Genomic DNA, 14,543 nt, shown 5'->3' on the forward strand with positions numbered 1-14,543 from the left:
CGACACCTCGGGCCGCGCATCCACCATTCCCACCGGCCGACATAATGATCCGAATCGATCAAGGAGAGGCATATGCCGTTCACTCTCAGCCATGCCGCGGCAGTGCTTCCGGGACTGCGCCGGACGGGCACGGCACGCGGCCCGCTGATCGCAGCCGCCCTGGTCGCGGGGTCCTTCGCCCCCGACCTGACGTACTTCGCGGACAGCTTCATACCGGGCGGGATGCGCTTCGGGGAGGTCACCCACTCCCTGCCCGGCGTGCTGACCGTGGACGTCCTGATCACCGCCGCGCTGACCGGCGGCTGGCTGCTGCTGCGGGAACCGCTGGTGGCGCTGCTGCCCCGCCACCGGCAGGGCCGGGTGTACGCCGTCGCCCGGGGCCGCCCCCGGCAGCCGCGGGGGCCGCGCGAACTCACCGCGCTGATCTGCTGGTTCATCGTCTCCGCGGTGATCGGAGCGGCAACGCATGTCGTCTGGGACGCCTTCACCCACGCGGGCCGCTGGGGGACGCGGCTGGTACCCGTGCTGAACCGGGTGGTCGGCGGCATCCCGCTGTCCGCCTCCCTGCAGTACGCCACCTCCGCGCTCGCCCTGGTAGCGCTCGGCTGGTTCCTGTGGGCCGCGCTCCGGGAGGCACCCGGGGACGGTGGGCGGCCGGGGGGAACGGAACCGGTCGGCGACCTGTCCGCCGTCCCCGTATTGAGCGCGCGGGCCCGGCTGTTGCTGACCTTTCCGGTCCTGCTCTGTGTGGTGGCCGGCGCCGTACAGCGCACCCTGCGGGCGCACGCGGTCCACGGCGACGCGGCGACCTGGTTCGACTACCTCCCCTCGGTGCTCTTCGGCGCCGGCGCCGGTCTCGGCGTGGGGCTCGCGCTCTACGCGGTGGCCGTGCGGCTGCGGTACCGACGTGGCACGGAGCAGCGGCCCGCCCGGGGGTGACCGCACGCCCCGGCACCAAGGGCGGCGTCGGCAGGGCGGCCGACGGGCGACCGAGGTGTGCGCGGCCCGTCGGGGCGGCACCGGCCGCATGGTGAACGCGTCGGGGCCCGTACCCGCCAAGGTGATTCCCCTGGCGAGTACGGGCCCCGAGCGCGGGCGGCAGTGGCTCAGTGAGCCGCCGACTCCCAGTCCCCGCCGGAGCCGACCGAGACGTCCAGCGGCGCCCGCAGTTCGACCGCTCCGGCCATTTCGCGGCGGACCAGTTCCTCGACCTTCTCGCGTTCGCCGGGGGCCACCTCGACGACGATTTCGTCGTGCACCTGGAGGAGCATCCGGGACTCCAACTCCGCGGCCCGCAGCGCCTCGTCGACCTTCAGCATCGCGATCTTGACGATGTCGGCCGCGGTGCCCTGGATCGGCGCGTTCAACGCCATCCGCTCCGCCATCTCACGGCGCTGGCGGTTGTCGCTGTTGAGGTCCGGGAGGTAACGGCGGCGGCCGAGGATCGTCTCGGTGTAGCCGGTGGCCCGCGCCTCCTCCACGACGCGCTGGAGGTAGTCGCGCACCCCGCCGAAACGCTCGAAGAAGTTGTCCATCAGCTTGCGGGCCTCGTCCGGCTGAATGCCCAGCTGCTGCGAGAGACCGAAAGCCGACAGGCCGTACGCCAGGCCGTAGGACATCGCCTTGATCTTGCGGCGCATCTCCGGGTCGACCTGGTGCTTCTCGACCGAGAAGACATGCGAGGCGACGGTGGTGTGCAGATCCTCGCCGGAGGTGAACGCCTCGATCAGGCCCTCGTCCTCGGAAAGATGGGCCATCACCCGCAGCTCGATCTGGCTGTAGTCGGCGGTCAGCAGCGACTCGAAACCCTCACCGACGACGAAGCCCCGGCGGATCGCCCGGCCCTCGTCCGTCCGCACCGGGATGTTCTGGAGGTTGGGGTCCGTCGAGGACAGCCGGCCCGTCGCCGCCACCGTCTGGTTGAACGTGGTGTGGATACGGCCGTCGGAACCGATGGTCTTGATCAGGCCCTCGACGGTGGTGCGCAGCTTGGACTGCTCACGGTGCCGCAGCATGATCACCGGGAGTTCGTTCTCGGTCTGCGCGGCCAGCCAGGCCAGCGCGTCGGCGTCGGTGGTGTAACCCGTCTTGGTCTTCTTCGTCTTGGGCAGACCCAGCTCACCGAAGAGGACCTCCTGGAGCTGCTTGGGCGAGCCGAGGTTGAACTCGCGCCCCGCCGCGGCGTGCGCCTCCTGCACCGCCTGCTGCACGGCCCCGGCGAACTGCTGCTCCATCCGCTCCAGCCAGCCCCGGTCCGCCGCGATGCCCGCCCGCTCCATCCGGGCCAGCAGCCGGCTCGTCGGCAGCTCCAGGTCACGCAGCAGCTCGGCGGCGCCGACCTCCGCCAGCTTGGTCTCGAAGGCCGCACCCAGATCCAGAACCGTCCGCGCCTTCCCCATCAGGGCGTCCGCCTCGGCCTGCTCGTCGGCGCCGAAGGCCAGCTGCCCGCTGCCCTCTGCGGCCGGCGCGAGATCCCGGCCCAGGTACTCGACGGACAGGGCGTCCAGCGCGAAGGAGCGGCGGCCCGGCTTGACCAGGTAGGCGGCCAGCGCCGTGTCGATGGTGACACCCTCGATGTGCCAGCCGTGCTCGCCGAAGACCCGCATCAGGCCCTTCGCGTTGTGCATCACCTTCGGGCGGGAAGCGTCCGCGCTCCACGCGGCGAACGCCCGCTCGTCGGCCTCGTCCAGCTGCGTCGGGTCGAACCAGACGGCCGGCCCCCCGGCCGTGGCGAGCGCCACCTCGGCGACACTGCCGCTGCCCAGCGACCACACGTCGACGGTGGACACACCCAGCGGCCCCGCACCGTGCTCGGCCAGCCACGGGGCCAGCTCGCCGGGGCCGGCCACCGTGCCGTCCACCTCCACGCCGCCCGCCACAGCGGTCTCGTCCGCGGCTTCCTCGGAGCCCGGATCGACGGCGTGCAGCCGGTCCCGCAGCCCCTGATTACGGATCTCCAGACCGTTGAGGAACACCGTCAGCGCCTCACGGTCGTACGCCTCACGGACCAGCGCGTCCGGACCGCAGGGCAGCGCGACGTCACGCACCATCTCGGTCAGCCGACGGTTGAGCTTCACGGACTCCAGGTGATCGCGGAAATTCTGGCCCGCCTTGCCCTTGACCTCCTCGGCCCGCTCCACCAACTCGGCGAACGAACCGAACTGATTGATCCACTTCGTGGCCGTCTTCTCACCGACACCCGGGATACCCGGAAGATTGTCGGACGGGTCGCCGCGCAGCGCCGCGAAATCCGGGTACTGCGAAGGCGTCAGACCGTACTTCTCGAAAACCTTCTCCGGAGTGAAACGGGTCAGCTCCGAGACGCCCTTCGTGGGATACAGCACCGTGACGTCATCGGAGACCAGCTGGAAGGAGTCGCGGTCACCGGTGACGATGGAAACCGCGAAGCCCTCAGCGGTCGCCTGCTCGGTGAGAGTGGCGATGACGTCGTCGGCCTCGAAGCCTTCCACGGCGAACCGCTTCACCTTCATCGCGTCCAGCAGCTCACCGATCAGCTCCACCTGCCCCTTGAACTCATCGGGCGTCTTGGAACGATTCGCCTTGTAATCCGGGAACTCCTCGGAGCGCCAGGTCTTACGCGAGACGTCGAACGCCACCGCGAAATGCGTGGGCGCCTCATCACGCAGGGTGTTCGCGAGCATCGACGCGAAGCCGTAGATCGCATTGGTGGGTTGCCCCGTGGCGGTCGTGAAATTCTCCACGGGCAGGGCGAAGAACGCCCGGTAGGCCATGGAATGCCCGTCCATCAGGAGCAGGCGGGGACGGCCGCCCCCCGCCGCTTCGGTGCCGGTCGCTTCGCTCTTCTTCGCTGCCTTTGCTGCCACGCCCCCGATCCTGCCACGCCCCACTGACAATCCCCGCCGCGGCGGCCGTCCCCCGCACCCCGTCCGCCGCCCGCGACACCGCCCTCACCGTCCGTACCCACCACGAACAAACCCGCCACCGCAGTTGTCCACAGGCTCCCCCGCACCCCTGCACCGCCCGGCCGGTCCGTGGCAGGATCACCTGCACACCCCACCCATCCGTCCCGCCCGACCCACCGCGAGACGGCTCGGCACCCGGCTCAAGGGAGAGCGCCATGGCAGGCAAGCCGCCCGCAACCGACCCCGTCCAGGACGCGCCCGAGGTCGGCGAGCCCCAGCACTCCGCCGTCGGCCTGCCGGCCATCACCCACGCCCTGCGCATCTCCCAGCAGCAGATGGGCGTCCGCCGCACCGCCCTCACCCTGCTGCGCGTCAACCAGAAGAACGGCTTCGACTGCCCCGGCTGCGCCTGGCCCGAAGGCGACCGGCGGCACACCGCCGAATTCTGCGAGAACGGCGCCAAAGCCGTCGCCGAAGAAGCCACCCTGCGCCGCGTCACACCCGAATTCTTCGCCGCGCACTCCGTCGCCGACCTCGCCGGACGCAGCGGCTACTGGCTCGGCCAGCAAGGCCGCCTCACCCAGCCCATGTACCTCGCCGAAGGCGCCGACCACTACACCCCCATCCCCTGGGAACGCGCCTTCGACATCCTGGGCGAAGAACTCACCGGCCTCGACTCCCCCGACGAAGCGGTCTTCTACACCTCCGGCAGGACCAGCAACGAAGCCGCCTTCCTCTTCCAGCTGTTCGCCCGGGAATTCGGCACCAACAACCTCCCCGACTGCTCCAACATGTGCCACGAGTCGTCGGGCTCCGCACTCACCGAAACCATCGGCGTCGGCAAGGGCAGCGTCCTGCTGGAGGACCTCTACAAAGCCGACCTGATCATCATCGCCGGGCAGAACCCCGGCACCAACCACCCCCGGATGCTCACCGCCCTGGAAAAGGCCAAAGCCGGCGGCACCAAAATCATTTCGGTCAACCCGCTGCCCGAAGCCGGCCTGGAACGCTTCAAGAACCCCCAGACCCCCCGCGGACTGGCCGGCGGCGGAACCGCCCTCACCGACCTCTTCCTCCAGGTACGCCTCGGCGGCGACCAAGCGCTCTTCCGCGCCCTCAACCGCCGCATCCTGGAAACCGAAGGCGCCGTCGACGACGACTTCATCCGCGAACACACCCACGGCTACGAAGCGTTCGCCGAAACCGCCCGCGCCGACGACAACTGGGACGAAACGCTCCGCGCCACCGGCCTGACCCGCGAAGAGATCGAGAACGCCCTCGGCATGATCCTCGACTCGCGGCGCACCATCGTGTGCTGGGCAATGGGCCTGACCCAGCACAAACACTCCGTCCCCACCATCCGCGAAGTCGTCAACTTCCTCCTGCTGCGCGGCAACATCGGCCGCCCCGGCGCCGGCGTCTGCCCCGTACGCGGCCACAGCAACGTCCAGGGCGACCGCACCATGGGCATCTTCGAACGCCCCAACGACGCCTTCCTCGACGCCCTGGAAAAGGAATTCGGCTTCGCACCGCCCCGGGAACACGGCTTCGACGTCGTCCGCGCCATCCGCGCCCTGCGCGACGGACAGGCCAAGGTCTTCTTCGCCATGGGCGGCAACTTCGTCTCCGCCACCCCCGACACGGACGTCACCGAAGCCGCCGTACGCCGCGCCCGCCTCACCGTCCACGTCTCCACCAAGCTCAACCGCTCCCACACCATCACCGGCGCCCGCGCCCTCATCCTGCCGACCCTCGGCCGCACCGAACGCGACCTCCAGGACAGCGGCGAACAGTTCGTGACCGTCGAGGACTCCATGGGCATGGTCCACGCATCCCGCGGACGCCTCGAACCCGCCGGACCCCACCTGCTGTCCGAAACCGCCATCATCGCCCGCATGGCCCGCCGCGTCCTCGGTGACAGCAGCCGCACCCCCTGGGACACCTTCGAGAAGGACTACGCGTCCATCCGCGACCGCATCGCGCGCGTCATCCCCGGCTTCGAAGACTTCAACACCAAGGTCGCCCGCCCCGGAGGCTTCACCCTGCCGCACGCCCCCCGGGACGACCGCCGCTTCCCCACCACCACCGGCAAAGCCAACTTCACCGCGGCACCCGTGGAATACCCGACCACCCCCGAAGGCCGCCTGCTCCTCCAGACCCTCCGCTCGCACGACCAGTACAACACCACCATCTACGGCCTCGACGACCGCTACCGCGGCATCAAGAACGGCCGCCGCGTGATCCTCGTCCACCCCGACGACGCCCGCCAACTCGGCTTCGCCGACGGCGACTACACCGACATCGTCAGCGAATGGACCGACGGCAGCGAACGGCGCGCACCCGGCTTCCGCGTCGTGCACTACCCCACCGCCCGCGGCTGCGCCGCCGCCTACTACCCCGAGACGAACGTGCTCGTCCCCCTCGACCACACCGCGGACACCAGCAACACCCCCGCCTCCAAGTCCGTGGTGATCCGCCTGGAACCGCCGCAGCAGAGCTGACCTGCGACCACCCCGCCCGGGAAACCACGACCCCGTGCTGAGCGCTTGCTCAGCGGCCTGATAGGAACAGGCACGGATCGACGACGATCAGGCGAGCGAACGGAGCCGAACGCCATGGGCGAGCAGTACCGCACCACGTTTCCGCAGGAAATCCTCGACCAATGGGCCGGCCTCGGCCTCGACCTGCCCGCACTCTTCTCCGCCGGACACCTCGGCCGGCGGATGAGCGTGCAGGTCCTGGAAGCCGCCCCCGACCGCGTCGTCGGCACCATGCCCGTCGAGGGAAACACCCAGCCCTACGGACTGCTGCACGGCGGCGCGTCCGCGGTACTCGCCGAAACCCTCGGCTCCGTCGGCGCCATGCTGCACGGCGGCCCCGGCAAACTCGCCGTCGGCGTCGACCTCAACTGCACCCACCACCGCGGCGCCCGCTCCGGCCTGGTCACCGGCATCGCCACCCCCGTCCACCGTGGCCGCTCCACCGCCACCTACGAGATCGCCATCAGCGACGAGCAGCACAAGCGGGTCTGCACCGCCCGGCTGACCTGCATGCTCCGCGACGCGGACCCCGACGCCTACCGCAGCTAGCGCCACCTCGGGCCCCGTACGCGCGTGGCCCCGCACCGATCCGGTACGGGGCCACTCGGGACGGCACGCTCCGCACGCCGCCACAGGTCCTGCTACTGATCCTTCTGCTGGTCCTTCTGCTTCTTCTCCGCGGCGTCCTCGATGACCGCCTCGGCGACCTGCTGCATCGACAGCCTGCGGTCCATCGAGGTCTTCTGGATCCACCGGAAGGCGGCCGGCTCGGTCAGGCCGTACTGCGTCTGCAGAATGCTCTTCGCGCGGTCCACCAGCTTCCGCGTCTCCAGACGCTGGGAGAGGTCGGCGACCTCCTTCTCCAGCGTCTTCAGCTCGGTGAACCGGCTGACGGCCATCTCGATCGCGGGAACCACATCGCTCTTCGAGAACGGCTTCACGAGGTACGCCATCGCCCCCGCGTCCCGCGCCCGCTCGACCAGCTCGCGCTGCGAGAACGCGGTCAGCATCAGGACCGGTGCGATGCTCTCCTCAGCGATCTTCTCGGCGGCCGAGATGCCGTCGAGGATCGGCATCTTCACATCGAGGATGACCAGGTCGGGACGGTGCTCCCGGGCCAGCTCGACGGCCTTCTGGCCGTCCCCGGCCTCACCGACGACGGTGTAGCCCTCCTCCTCCAGCATCTCTTTGAGGTCGAGACGGATGAGAGCCTCGTCCTCGGCGATCACGACGCGCGTGGTCAGCGGCGGGACATGCGACTGATCGTCATCGGCGACGGGCTGCTCGGGCTCGGGGGCGCTCACGGGACTCCTTGTTCAGGCAGGTGGTGCCCCATGAGCCTACCTATCTCCTGTATGTTTGACGCACGGCGGGTCTCCGCTAACCTTGGTTTCCAAGGTCGGCCCTGGTAGCCCAGCGGCAGAGGCACGGTGCTCAAACCACCGACAGCGTGGGTTCGAATCCCACCCAGGGCACTTTACCTTCCCTTCGAAGGCACACCCGCCGACCAGCGATCTTCACTCGTCGCAGTGAACACGCCTTCGGTCCGTCATGCGGCGACCACACCCGCGCCAAACTCGGACTCATGTACGACATGGAAACCCGTCGGTGCGCCCTTGCCCTCGTGTCCCAGGGCCTCAGTCTCAACTCGGTGAGCAAGCGGACGGGGATATCCCGCTACGCGATCCGGTCCTGGCAGACGCGGATCGATCCGGTGTCCCGTGCGACAGAGTGCCCGCGGTGCGCGCGTGTGCCCCGGCCGCCCGGCGAGAACGCGGCGTACTCGTACGTACTCGGCCTCTATCTCGGTGACGGTTGCCTCAGCGAACAGCCCGGCCGGCGTGGTTACGCCCTGCGGATCGCCTGCGCCGATGCCTGGCCCGGCCTGATCGACGCCTGTCGGGAAGCGGTCAAGGCGGTGCGTCCCATGAACAGCGTGTGCGTCGTCCGGCGCAAGGGCTGTGTCATGGTCACCAGTTACAGCCGCCACTGGCCTTGTTACTTCCCTCAGCACGGCCCGGGCAAGAAGCACGAGCGGCCGATCGCGCTCGCGCCTTGGCAGCAGCGGATCGTGCACGCACATCCCTGGGAGTTCATCCGGGGGCTCGTGCACTCCGACGGCTGCCGTGTCACCAACTGGACCACGCGCACGGTCGACGGCGTACGCAAGCGCTACGTATATCCGCGGTACTTCTTCACCAACACGTCCACCGACATCCTGCGGCTGTACACGGAGACCCTCGACATGGTCGGGGTCGAGTGGAAGTCCTGCCACCAGTCACGCGCGGGGCAGAACATCTCCGTGGCCCGCAAAGCCTCCGTCGCGCTCATGGACGCACACATAGGGCCGAAGTACTGACAGGGACGGCAGTCAGGACCTCGGCCCGGCATCAACGTGTGCGGGGGTGGGGCTACTTCGGGGAGTCGTCCTCGCCGATGTGGTGGACGCGGACGAGGTTGGTGGAGCCGGCGACGCCGGGCGGGGAGCCGGCGGTGATGATCACGACGTCGCCCTTCTCGCAGCGGCCGATCTTGAGGAGTTGCTCGTCGACCTGGGCGACCATCTCGTCGGTGGAGTTGACGGTCGGTCCGAGGAAGGTCTCCACGCCCCAGGTGAGGTTGAGCTGGGAGCGGGTGGCCGTGTCGGGGGTGAAGGCGAGGAGCGGGATGGGTGAGCGGTAGCGGGAGAGGCGGCGGACGGTGTCGCCGGACTGGGTGAAGGCGACGAGGAACTTGGCGCCGAGGAAGTCACCCATCTCGGCAGCGGCGCGGGCGACGGCGCCGCCCTGGGTGCGGGGCTTGCTGCGGTCGGTGAGCGGCGGGAGGCCCTTGGCGAGGATGTCTTCCTCGGCCGCCTCGACGATGCGGCTCATGGTGCGGACGGTTTCGGTGGGGTACTTGCCGACGCTGGTCTCGCCGGAGAGCATCACCGCGTCGGTGCCGTCGATGACGGCGTTGGCGACGTCGGACGCCTCGGCGCGGGTGGGCCGGGAGTTGTCGATCATCGAGTCGAGCATCTGCGTGGCGACGATGACCGGCTTGGCGTTGCGCTTGGCGAGTTTGACGGCGCGCTTCTGGACGATCGGCACGGTTTCCAGGGGCATTTCGACGCCGAGGTCGCCGCGGGCCACCATGATGCCGTCGAAGGACGCGACGATGTCGTCGATGTTGTCGACGGCCTGCGGCTTTTCGACCTTGGCGATGACGGGGAGGAAGCGGCCCTCTTCGCGCATGATGCGGTGGACGTCTTCGATGTCGCGACCGCTGCGGACGAAGGAGAGGGCGATGATGTCGGCGCCGGTGCGCAGGGCCCAGCGGAGGTCGTTCTGGTCCTTCTCGGAGAGTGCGGGGACGGAGACGGCGACACCGGGGAGGTTGAGTCCCTTGTGGTCGGAGACCATGCCGCCTTCGATCACCAGGGTGCGGACGCGGGGACCGTCGACGCCGGTGACTTCCAGGGTGACCTTGCCGTCGTCGACGAGGATGCGTTCGCCGGTGGTGACGTCGGCGGCGAGGCCCTGGTAGGTGGTGCCGCAGAGTTGGCGGTCGCCTTCGACGTCGGGCTCGACGGTGATGGTGAACTCGTCGCCGCGTTCGAGAAGTACGGGCCCTTCGCGGAATCGTCCCAGTCGGATCTTCGGGCCTTGAAGATCGGCGAGGATGCCGACGCTGCGGTGGGTTTCTTCGGATGCGGTGCGGACCCGGTCGAAACGCGCCTCGTGGTCGGCGTAGGTGCCGTGGCTGAGGTTGAAGCGTGCGATGTCCATTCCGGCGTCGACGAGGGCTTTGATCTGCTCGTACGAGTCGGTGGCGGGTCCTAGTGTGCAGACGATCTTTGCTCGGCGCATGGTTCGACCCTATGACTTACCCATGGGTAGAGAACTGTGCGGAAGTGACTGCCCAACGTCCTCTCGATGAAAGGCTGTTGACAAGTATTGAAATGCGCGCGGTGGTGCTCCGATGAGCGGAATCCCGGGGTGCGGGCGGCGTGTCAGAGCGCCGGACGGGTCATGGTGAAGCGCGCGTTGACGTGGGCGTAGACGGTCTGGCGCTGAGGTTCGAGATCGAGCGCGGGCGTGTCGGACTGGGCCGGGGGGCCGCCTGCGTAGCCGCCGAAGGAGCGTCGGGCGGCGGGCATCGGCGGGGTGTCCTCGGCGCCGATGTCGGCGAGTTCGACGAGGGCGTCGAGGCGGGCGCCGAGCGCTTCGGCGTATTCGCGGGCGCGTTGGACTGCTTCCCGTACGGCGTGGGTGCGGGCGTCGCGGTGGGCGGGTGAGTCGGGGCGCAGGTTCCACCAGGGGCCGTCGACGCGGGTGAGGTCGAGGTCGGCGAGGCGGGTGGTGAGTTCGCCGAGCGTGGTGAAGTCGTTGAGGGTGGCGGTGAGAGTGACGCGTCCGTGGTAGGCGCGGATGCGTTCGTGGCGGCCCTTTTCGGAGATTTGCGGGGTGAGGCTGAAGGAGCCGGTTTCGAGTTTTTCGATGGCGTCGCCGTAGCTCTTGATGAGGGCGAGGGCCTGCTCGTTGCGGCGGGTGAGGTCGTTGAGGGCGGTCGGGCGGTCGGTGCCGCGGGCGCTGATGGTGACCGCGATGCGGGCGATTTCGGGGTCGACTTCCAGGCGGGCTTCGCCGCGTACCGCGAGGCGGGGGGTGTCGGGGGTGCCGTAGGGCAGGGCGTCGGTGGTGTGCGGTGCGGGGGTGGGGTCGGTCATGGTGCGACTCCTTCGGGCGGTCGGCTGCCGGGGTGAAGGGTCGCACATGGGTGGGAGGAGCGGGGTTGGTGTGCGGGTCGGGTGGTGTGCGTCGGGTCAGGGGCGGCGGGCGAGGTGGGAGGTGGGGTGTGGGACAGGTGCGGGGGTGCCGGGGGGTTGCTGGAGGCCGAAGGTGGTGAAGGCGGTGCGGGTGGGGAGGGGGTAAGGGGTGTTGTCGGTGAGGGAGTTGAGGATGGTGGCGCTGCGCCAGGCGGCGAGGCCGAGGTCGGGGGTGCCGACGCCGTGGCTGTGGCGTTCGGCGTTTTGGACGTAGAGGTGGCCGGTGACGGCGGGGTCCAGGACGAGGCGGTGGTCTGCGTCGACGTGGGGGCGGCCGGCGGTGTCGCGGTGCAGGTGGGGGTCGAGAGCGGCGAGGAGGGTGTCGAGGCGGCGTTCGCGGTAGCCGGTGGCGAGGACGACGGCGTCGGTGGTCAGGCGGGTACGGGTGGCCTGTTCGGCGTGGTCGATGTGGAGTTCGATGCCGGTGGGGCCGAGGCGGGCCGCGGAGTGTACGGAGACGCCGGGGGTGAGGGTGGCGTCGGGCCAGCCGCCGTGCAGGGTGCGGCGGTAGAGCTCGTCGTGGATGGCGGCGAGGGTGTCGTGGTCGATGCCTTTGTAGAGCTGCCATTGGCCGGGGACGAGGCCGTCGCGTACGGATTCGGGGAGGGCGTGGAAGTAGCGGGTGTAGTCGGGGGTGAAGTGTTCGAGGCCGATCTTGCTGTATTCCATGGGCGCGAACGCGGGGGTGCGGGCGAGCCAGTGGAGTTTTTCGTGGCCTGTGGGGCGGGCGCGTAGCAGGTCGAGGAAGATTTCGGCGCCGGACTGGCCTGCCCCGACGACGGTGATGTGGTCGGCGGCGAGCAGGCGTTCGCGGTGGTCGAGGTAGTCGGCGGAGTGGATGACGGGGACGGTGGGGGCGTCGGCGAGGGGGCGCAGGGGTTCGGGGATGTGGGGTGCGGTGCCGATGCCGAGGACGAGGTTGCGGGCGTAGGTGCGGCCGAGTGCTTCGGCTTCGCCGTCGGCGTCGAGGTGGGTGAAGTCGACTTCGAATACGGCGTGCCGGGAGTTCCAGCGGACGGCGTCGATCTGGTGGCCGAAGTGGAGGGCGGGGAGGTTTTCGCTGACCCAGCGGCAATAGGCGTCGTATTCGGCGCGGGGGATGTGGAAGCGCTCGGCGAAGTAGAAGGGGAAGAGGCGTTCGCGGCTGCGCAGGTAGCTGAGGAAGCTCCACTGGCTGGTGGGGTCGGCGAGGGTGACGAGGTCGGCGAGGAAGGGGACTTGGAGGGTGGCGCCGTCGATGAGGAGGCCGGGGTGCCAGTGGAAGGCGGGGCGTTGGTCGTAGAAGGCGGTGCGGAGTTGGGTGAGGGGGTGGGCGAGGGCGGCGAGGGAGAGGTTGAAGGGGCCGATGCCGATGCCTGCGAGGTCGAGGGGGTCGGTGGGGCTGGTGGTGTCGGCCGGAGGGGGGCTGTCGGGTTCCGTCGTCGTGGAGGTGGGGGGTGTGGTGCCAGGGGTGCCGGGAAGGGCGGGGGTGGTCATCGGGGAATGTGGCCTTCCACGAGTTTCAGGAGGTTTTCGAGGTCACCGGGCTGGGTGTGGGGGTTCAGGAGGGTGGCCTTGAGCCAGAGTCCGGTGGCAGTGGTCGCGCGGCCGAGGACGGCGTGCCCGTCGGTGAGCAGGCTGCGGCGGATGGCGGCGAGGGTGGCGTCGGCGGCGCCGGTGGGACGGAAAAGGACGGTGGTGAGGGTGGGGCGGGAGTGGAGTTCGAGGTCGGGGTGTGCCTCGACGAGGTCCGCGAGGGTGCGGGCGGCGTCGAGGGTGCGGTCGACGAGGTCGCCGACGCCGCGCCGGCCCAGGGCTTTGAGGGTGACGGCGATCTTGAGGATGTCGGGGCGGCGGGTGGTGCGCAGGGAGCGGCCGAGGAGGTCGGGCAGTCCTGCCTCGGTGTCGTCGTCGGCGTTGAGGTAGTCGGCTCGGTGGTCGAGGGGGGCGAGGTCGGCGCTGCCGGGGACGGCGAGGAGGCCGGCGGCCACGGGTTGCCAGCCGAGTTTGTGCAGGTCGAGGGTGACGGTGTGGGCGCGGTCGAGGCCGTCGAGCAGGGTGCGGTGGGTGTCGCTGAAGAGGAGTGCTCCGCCGTAGGCGGCGTCGATGTGGAAGCGGGCGCCGTGGCGTTCGGCGAGGTCGGCCAGGGCCGGCAGGGGGTCGATGGCGCCGGAGTCGGTGGTGCCCGCGGTGGCGGTGAGGAGGACGGGGCCGTCGAGGCGGGAGAGCGTCGCGTGGACGGCGTCGGGGCTCAGGACGCCGTCAGGGGTGGGGAGGGTGATCGGGGCGGGGAGGCCGAGGAGCCAGGCGGCGCGGTGGATGCTGTGGTGGGCGTTGGCGCCGCAGACGATGCGGAGGGGAGCCGCGGGCTCCGGGCGGTCCGTAAGAGTGAAGGGGTGGGTGGGGGCGTGGAGTTGGGCGGGGCGGGTGTGGTCCCCCGTCTCGGCGTCGACTCCCCCGGTCACGTCCGCGGGGGTGTCCCCGGCGGCGTTCGCCGTGGTGGCGGCCTTGCGGTGGGCCGCGGTGTGGGCGGCCTCCCGGGCGAGGAGGACCGCCAGTTGGTTGGACTCGGTGCCGCCGGTCGTGACCAGTGCGTCGGGGCCGCCGGTGGGGACGGGTGTGCCGGGGACGCCAGGGGTGAAGGGGGCCGTTGAGGGGCCGGGGACGGGGAGAGTGCGGGCGGCGCCGGGGGTTCCGGGTGGGGTGTGCGGCACCGGGCCGATGGTGGCGCGGGCGTTGTCCGGAGCGGTGGCCGGGGCCGGAATGGTGGCGCGGGCCGTTGCGGGGGTGGGGTGGGCCGGGGCGGGGACGGGCCGGGGCTGTGTGTGCGGTGCGACCCATGCCGGGGCGGTCGTGCGTGCGTGGGGGTAGACCAGGGCCGCGAGTTCGCGGGTGGTGAGGGCTTCGATGGCGGAGGCGGCGGGGGCCTGGTCCCAGGAGTCCATGGAGGGGTTGAGGGCGCAGGCGGCCACTTCGGCGGCGGCGGCGATGGCCAGCGGCGGGCAGTGGAGGTGGGCCGCGCAGTGCGGGTCCGCGGGGTCGGCGGCGCCGGCGGCGAGGGCGTGGACGAGGGTGCGCAGGGCGTCGTGCGGCCCGGTGCCTTCGTCTGCGAGGAGGGGGGCGCAAGCGGCGCGTACGGCGTGGGCCACGGCGTCGGGTCCGCCGGCGGGGAGGGGGCCCGCGCGGTCCTCGGCGCCGGCGGTGAGGGCGTCGAGGACGGTGGCGATGAGGGGGCGGAGCGCGCGGGGGCCTTCGGTGCCGCCCGCGAGTGCGGCACCGGTGGCGGGCACAGACATGAACGTGCCCTTCTGTGTGGGGAGTTCGGGACGTTAG

The 14,543-nt window shown here is 70.3% G+C and carries 10 protein-coding genes and 1 tRNA gene; 5 read left to right on the top strand and 6 right to left on the bottom strand.

The features are described from left to right. Positions 1–72 precede the first annotated feature (72 nt). Positions 73–939, top strand: coding sequence for a DUF4184 family protein (locus ACGFNI_RS00860; RefSeq protein WP_393679333.1), 867 nt, complete (start codon positions 73–75; stop codon positions 937–939). A gap of 167 nt (positions 940–1,106) precedes the next feature. Here the strand turns inward: ACGFNI_RS00860 and polA are convergent, their stop codons facing one another. Then, the gene (polA, locus tag ACGFNI_RS00865) at positions 1,107–3,845 is read right to left on the bottom strand and encodes a DNA polymerase I (RefSeq protein WP_393679335.1); all 2,739 of its coding nucleotides are present in this window, start codon (positions 3,843–3,845) and stop codon (positions 1,107–1,109) included. Positions 3,846–4,099: 254 nt separating this feature from the next. On the opposite strand from polA, the gene ACGFNI_RS00870 reads away from it, so the two are divergent. Further along, a complete protein-coding gene (locus ACGFNI_RS00870; protein WP_393679337.1) occupies positions 4,100–6,385 on the top strand; it encodes an FdhF/YdeP family oxidoreductase in 2,286 nt (761 codons plus the stop codon). Positions 6,386–6,499: 114 nt separating this feature from the next. Further along, the gene (locus tag ACGFNI_RS00875) at positions 6,500–6,973 is read left to right on the top strand and encodes a PaaI family thioesterase (protein WP_393679339.1); all 474 of its coding nucleotides are present in this window, start codon (positions 6,500–6,502) and stop codon (positions 6,971–6,973) included. A gap of 92 nt (positions 6,974–7,065) precedes the next feature. On the opposite strand, the gene ACGFNI_RS00880 is transcribed toward ACGFNI_RS00875, so the two are convergent. Beyond that, positions 7,066–7,728, bottom strand: coding sequence for an ANTAR domain-containing response regulator (locus tag ACGFNI_RS00880; RefSeq protein ID WP_393679341.1), 663 nt, complete (start codon positions 7,726–7,728; stop codon positions 7,066–7,068). A 98-nt stretch (positions 7,729–7,826) separates the two neighbouring features. Here ACGFNI_RS00880 and ACGFNI_RS00885 point away from each other — a divergent pair. Next, a tRNA-Leu gene (locus ACGFNI_RS00885) sits at positions 7,827–7,899 on the top strand. A gap of 110 nt (positions 7,900–8,009) precedes the next feature. Further along, positions 8,010–8,783 (top strand): transcriptional regulator, encoded by a 774-nt coding sequence (locus ACGFNI_RS00890; RefSeq protein WP_393679342.1) that lies wholly within the window; start codon positions 8,010–8,012, stop codon positions 8,781–8,783. Between the two features lie 52 nt (positions 8,784–8,835). On the opposite strand, the gene pyk is transcribed toward ACGFNI_RS00890, so the two are convergent. The 4 genes from pyk to ACGFNI_RS00910 form a co-directional block, all read right to left on the bottom strand. After that, positions 8,836–10,272: a pyruvate kinase gene (pyk, locus tag ACGFNI_RS00895; RefSeq protein ID WP_393679344.1), complete on the bottom strand. Its 1,437-nt coding sequence runs from the start codon at positions 10,270–10,272 to the stop codon at positions 8,836–8,838. Between the two features lie 143 nt (positions 10,273–10,415). After that, complete coding sequence (locus ACGFNI_RS00900; RefSeq protein WP_393679346.1) at positions 10,416–11,132, bottom strand: SIMPL domain-containing protein; 717 nt, start codon at positions 11,130–11,132, stop codon at positions 10,416–10,418. Positions 11,133–11,228: 96 nt separating this feature from the next. Then, positions 11,229–12,707: a lysine N(6)-hydroxylase/L-ornithine N(5)-oxygenase family protein gene (locus ACGFNI_RS00905; RefSeq protein WP_393679348.1), complete on the bottom strand. Its 1,479-nt coding sequence runs from the start codon at positions 12,705–12,707 to the stop codon at positions 11,229–11,231. Continuing rightward, positions 12,704–14,506 (bottom strand): pyridoxal-dependent decarboxylase, encoded by a 1,803-nt coding sequence (locus ACGFNI_RS00910; RefSeq protein ID WP_393679349.1) that lies wholly within the window; start codon positions 14,504–14,506, stop codon positions 12,704–12,706. Before ACGFNI_RS00910 ends, ACGFNI_RS00905 begins: the two co-directional genes overlap by 4 nt. Positions 14,507–14,543: the final 37 nt, after the last annotated feature.

This window comes from Streptomyces sp. NPDC048644, from assembly GCF_043199105.1.
GTDB lineage: Bacteria > Actinomycetota > Actinomycetes > Streptomycetales > Streptomycetaceae > Streptomyces.

What these genes read in the sequence shown, in the direction of transcription:
- ACGFNI_RS00900 (WP_393679346.1), bottom strand. Translation starts at nt 11,132, where the DNA reads ATGACCGACCCCACCCCCGCACCGCACACCACCGACGCCCTGCCCTAC.
- pyk (WP_393679344.1), bottom strand. Translation starts at nt 10,272, where the DNA reads ATGCGCCGAGCAAAGATCGTCTGCACACTAGGACCCGCCACCGACTCG.
- ACGFNI_RS00890 (WP_393679342.1), top strand. Translation starts at nt 8,010, where the DNA reads ATGTACGACATGGAAACCCGTCGGTGCGCCCTTGCCCTCGTGTCCCAG.
- ACGFNI_RS00870 (WP_393679337.1), top strand. Translation starts at nt 4,100, where the DNA reads ATGGCAGGCAAGCCGCCCGCAACCGACCCCGTCCAGGACGCGCCCGAG.
- ACGFNI_RS00910 (WP_393679349.1), bottom strand. Translation starts at nt 14,506, where the DNA reads ATGTCTGTGCCCGCCACCGGTGCCGCACTCGCGGGCGGCACCGAAGGC.
- ACGFNI_RS00875 (WP_393679339.1), top strand. Translation starts at nt 6,500, where the DNA reads ATGGGCGAGCAGTACCGCACCACGTTTCCGCAGGAAATCCTCGACCAA.
- ACGFNI_RS00905 (WP_393679348.1), bottom strand. Translation starts at nt 12,707, where the DNA reads ATGACCACCCCCGCCCTTCCCGGCACCCCTGGCACCACACCCCCCACC.
- ACGFNI_RS00860 (WP_393679333.1), top strand. Translation starts at nt 73, where the DNA reads ATGCCGTTCACTCTCAGCCATGCCGCGGCAGTGCTTCCGGGACTGCGC.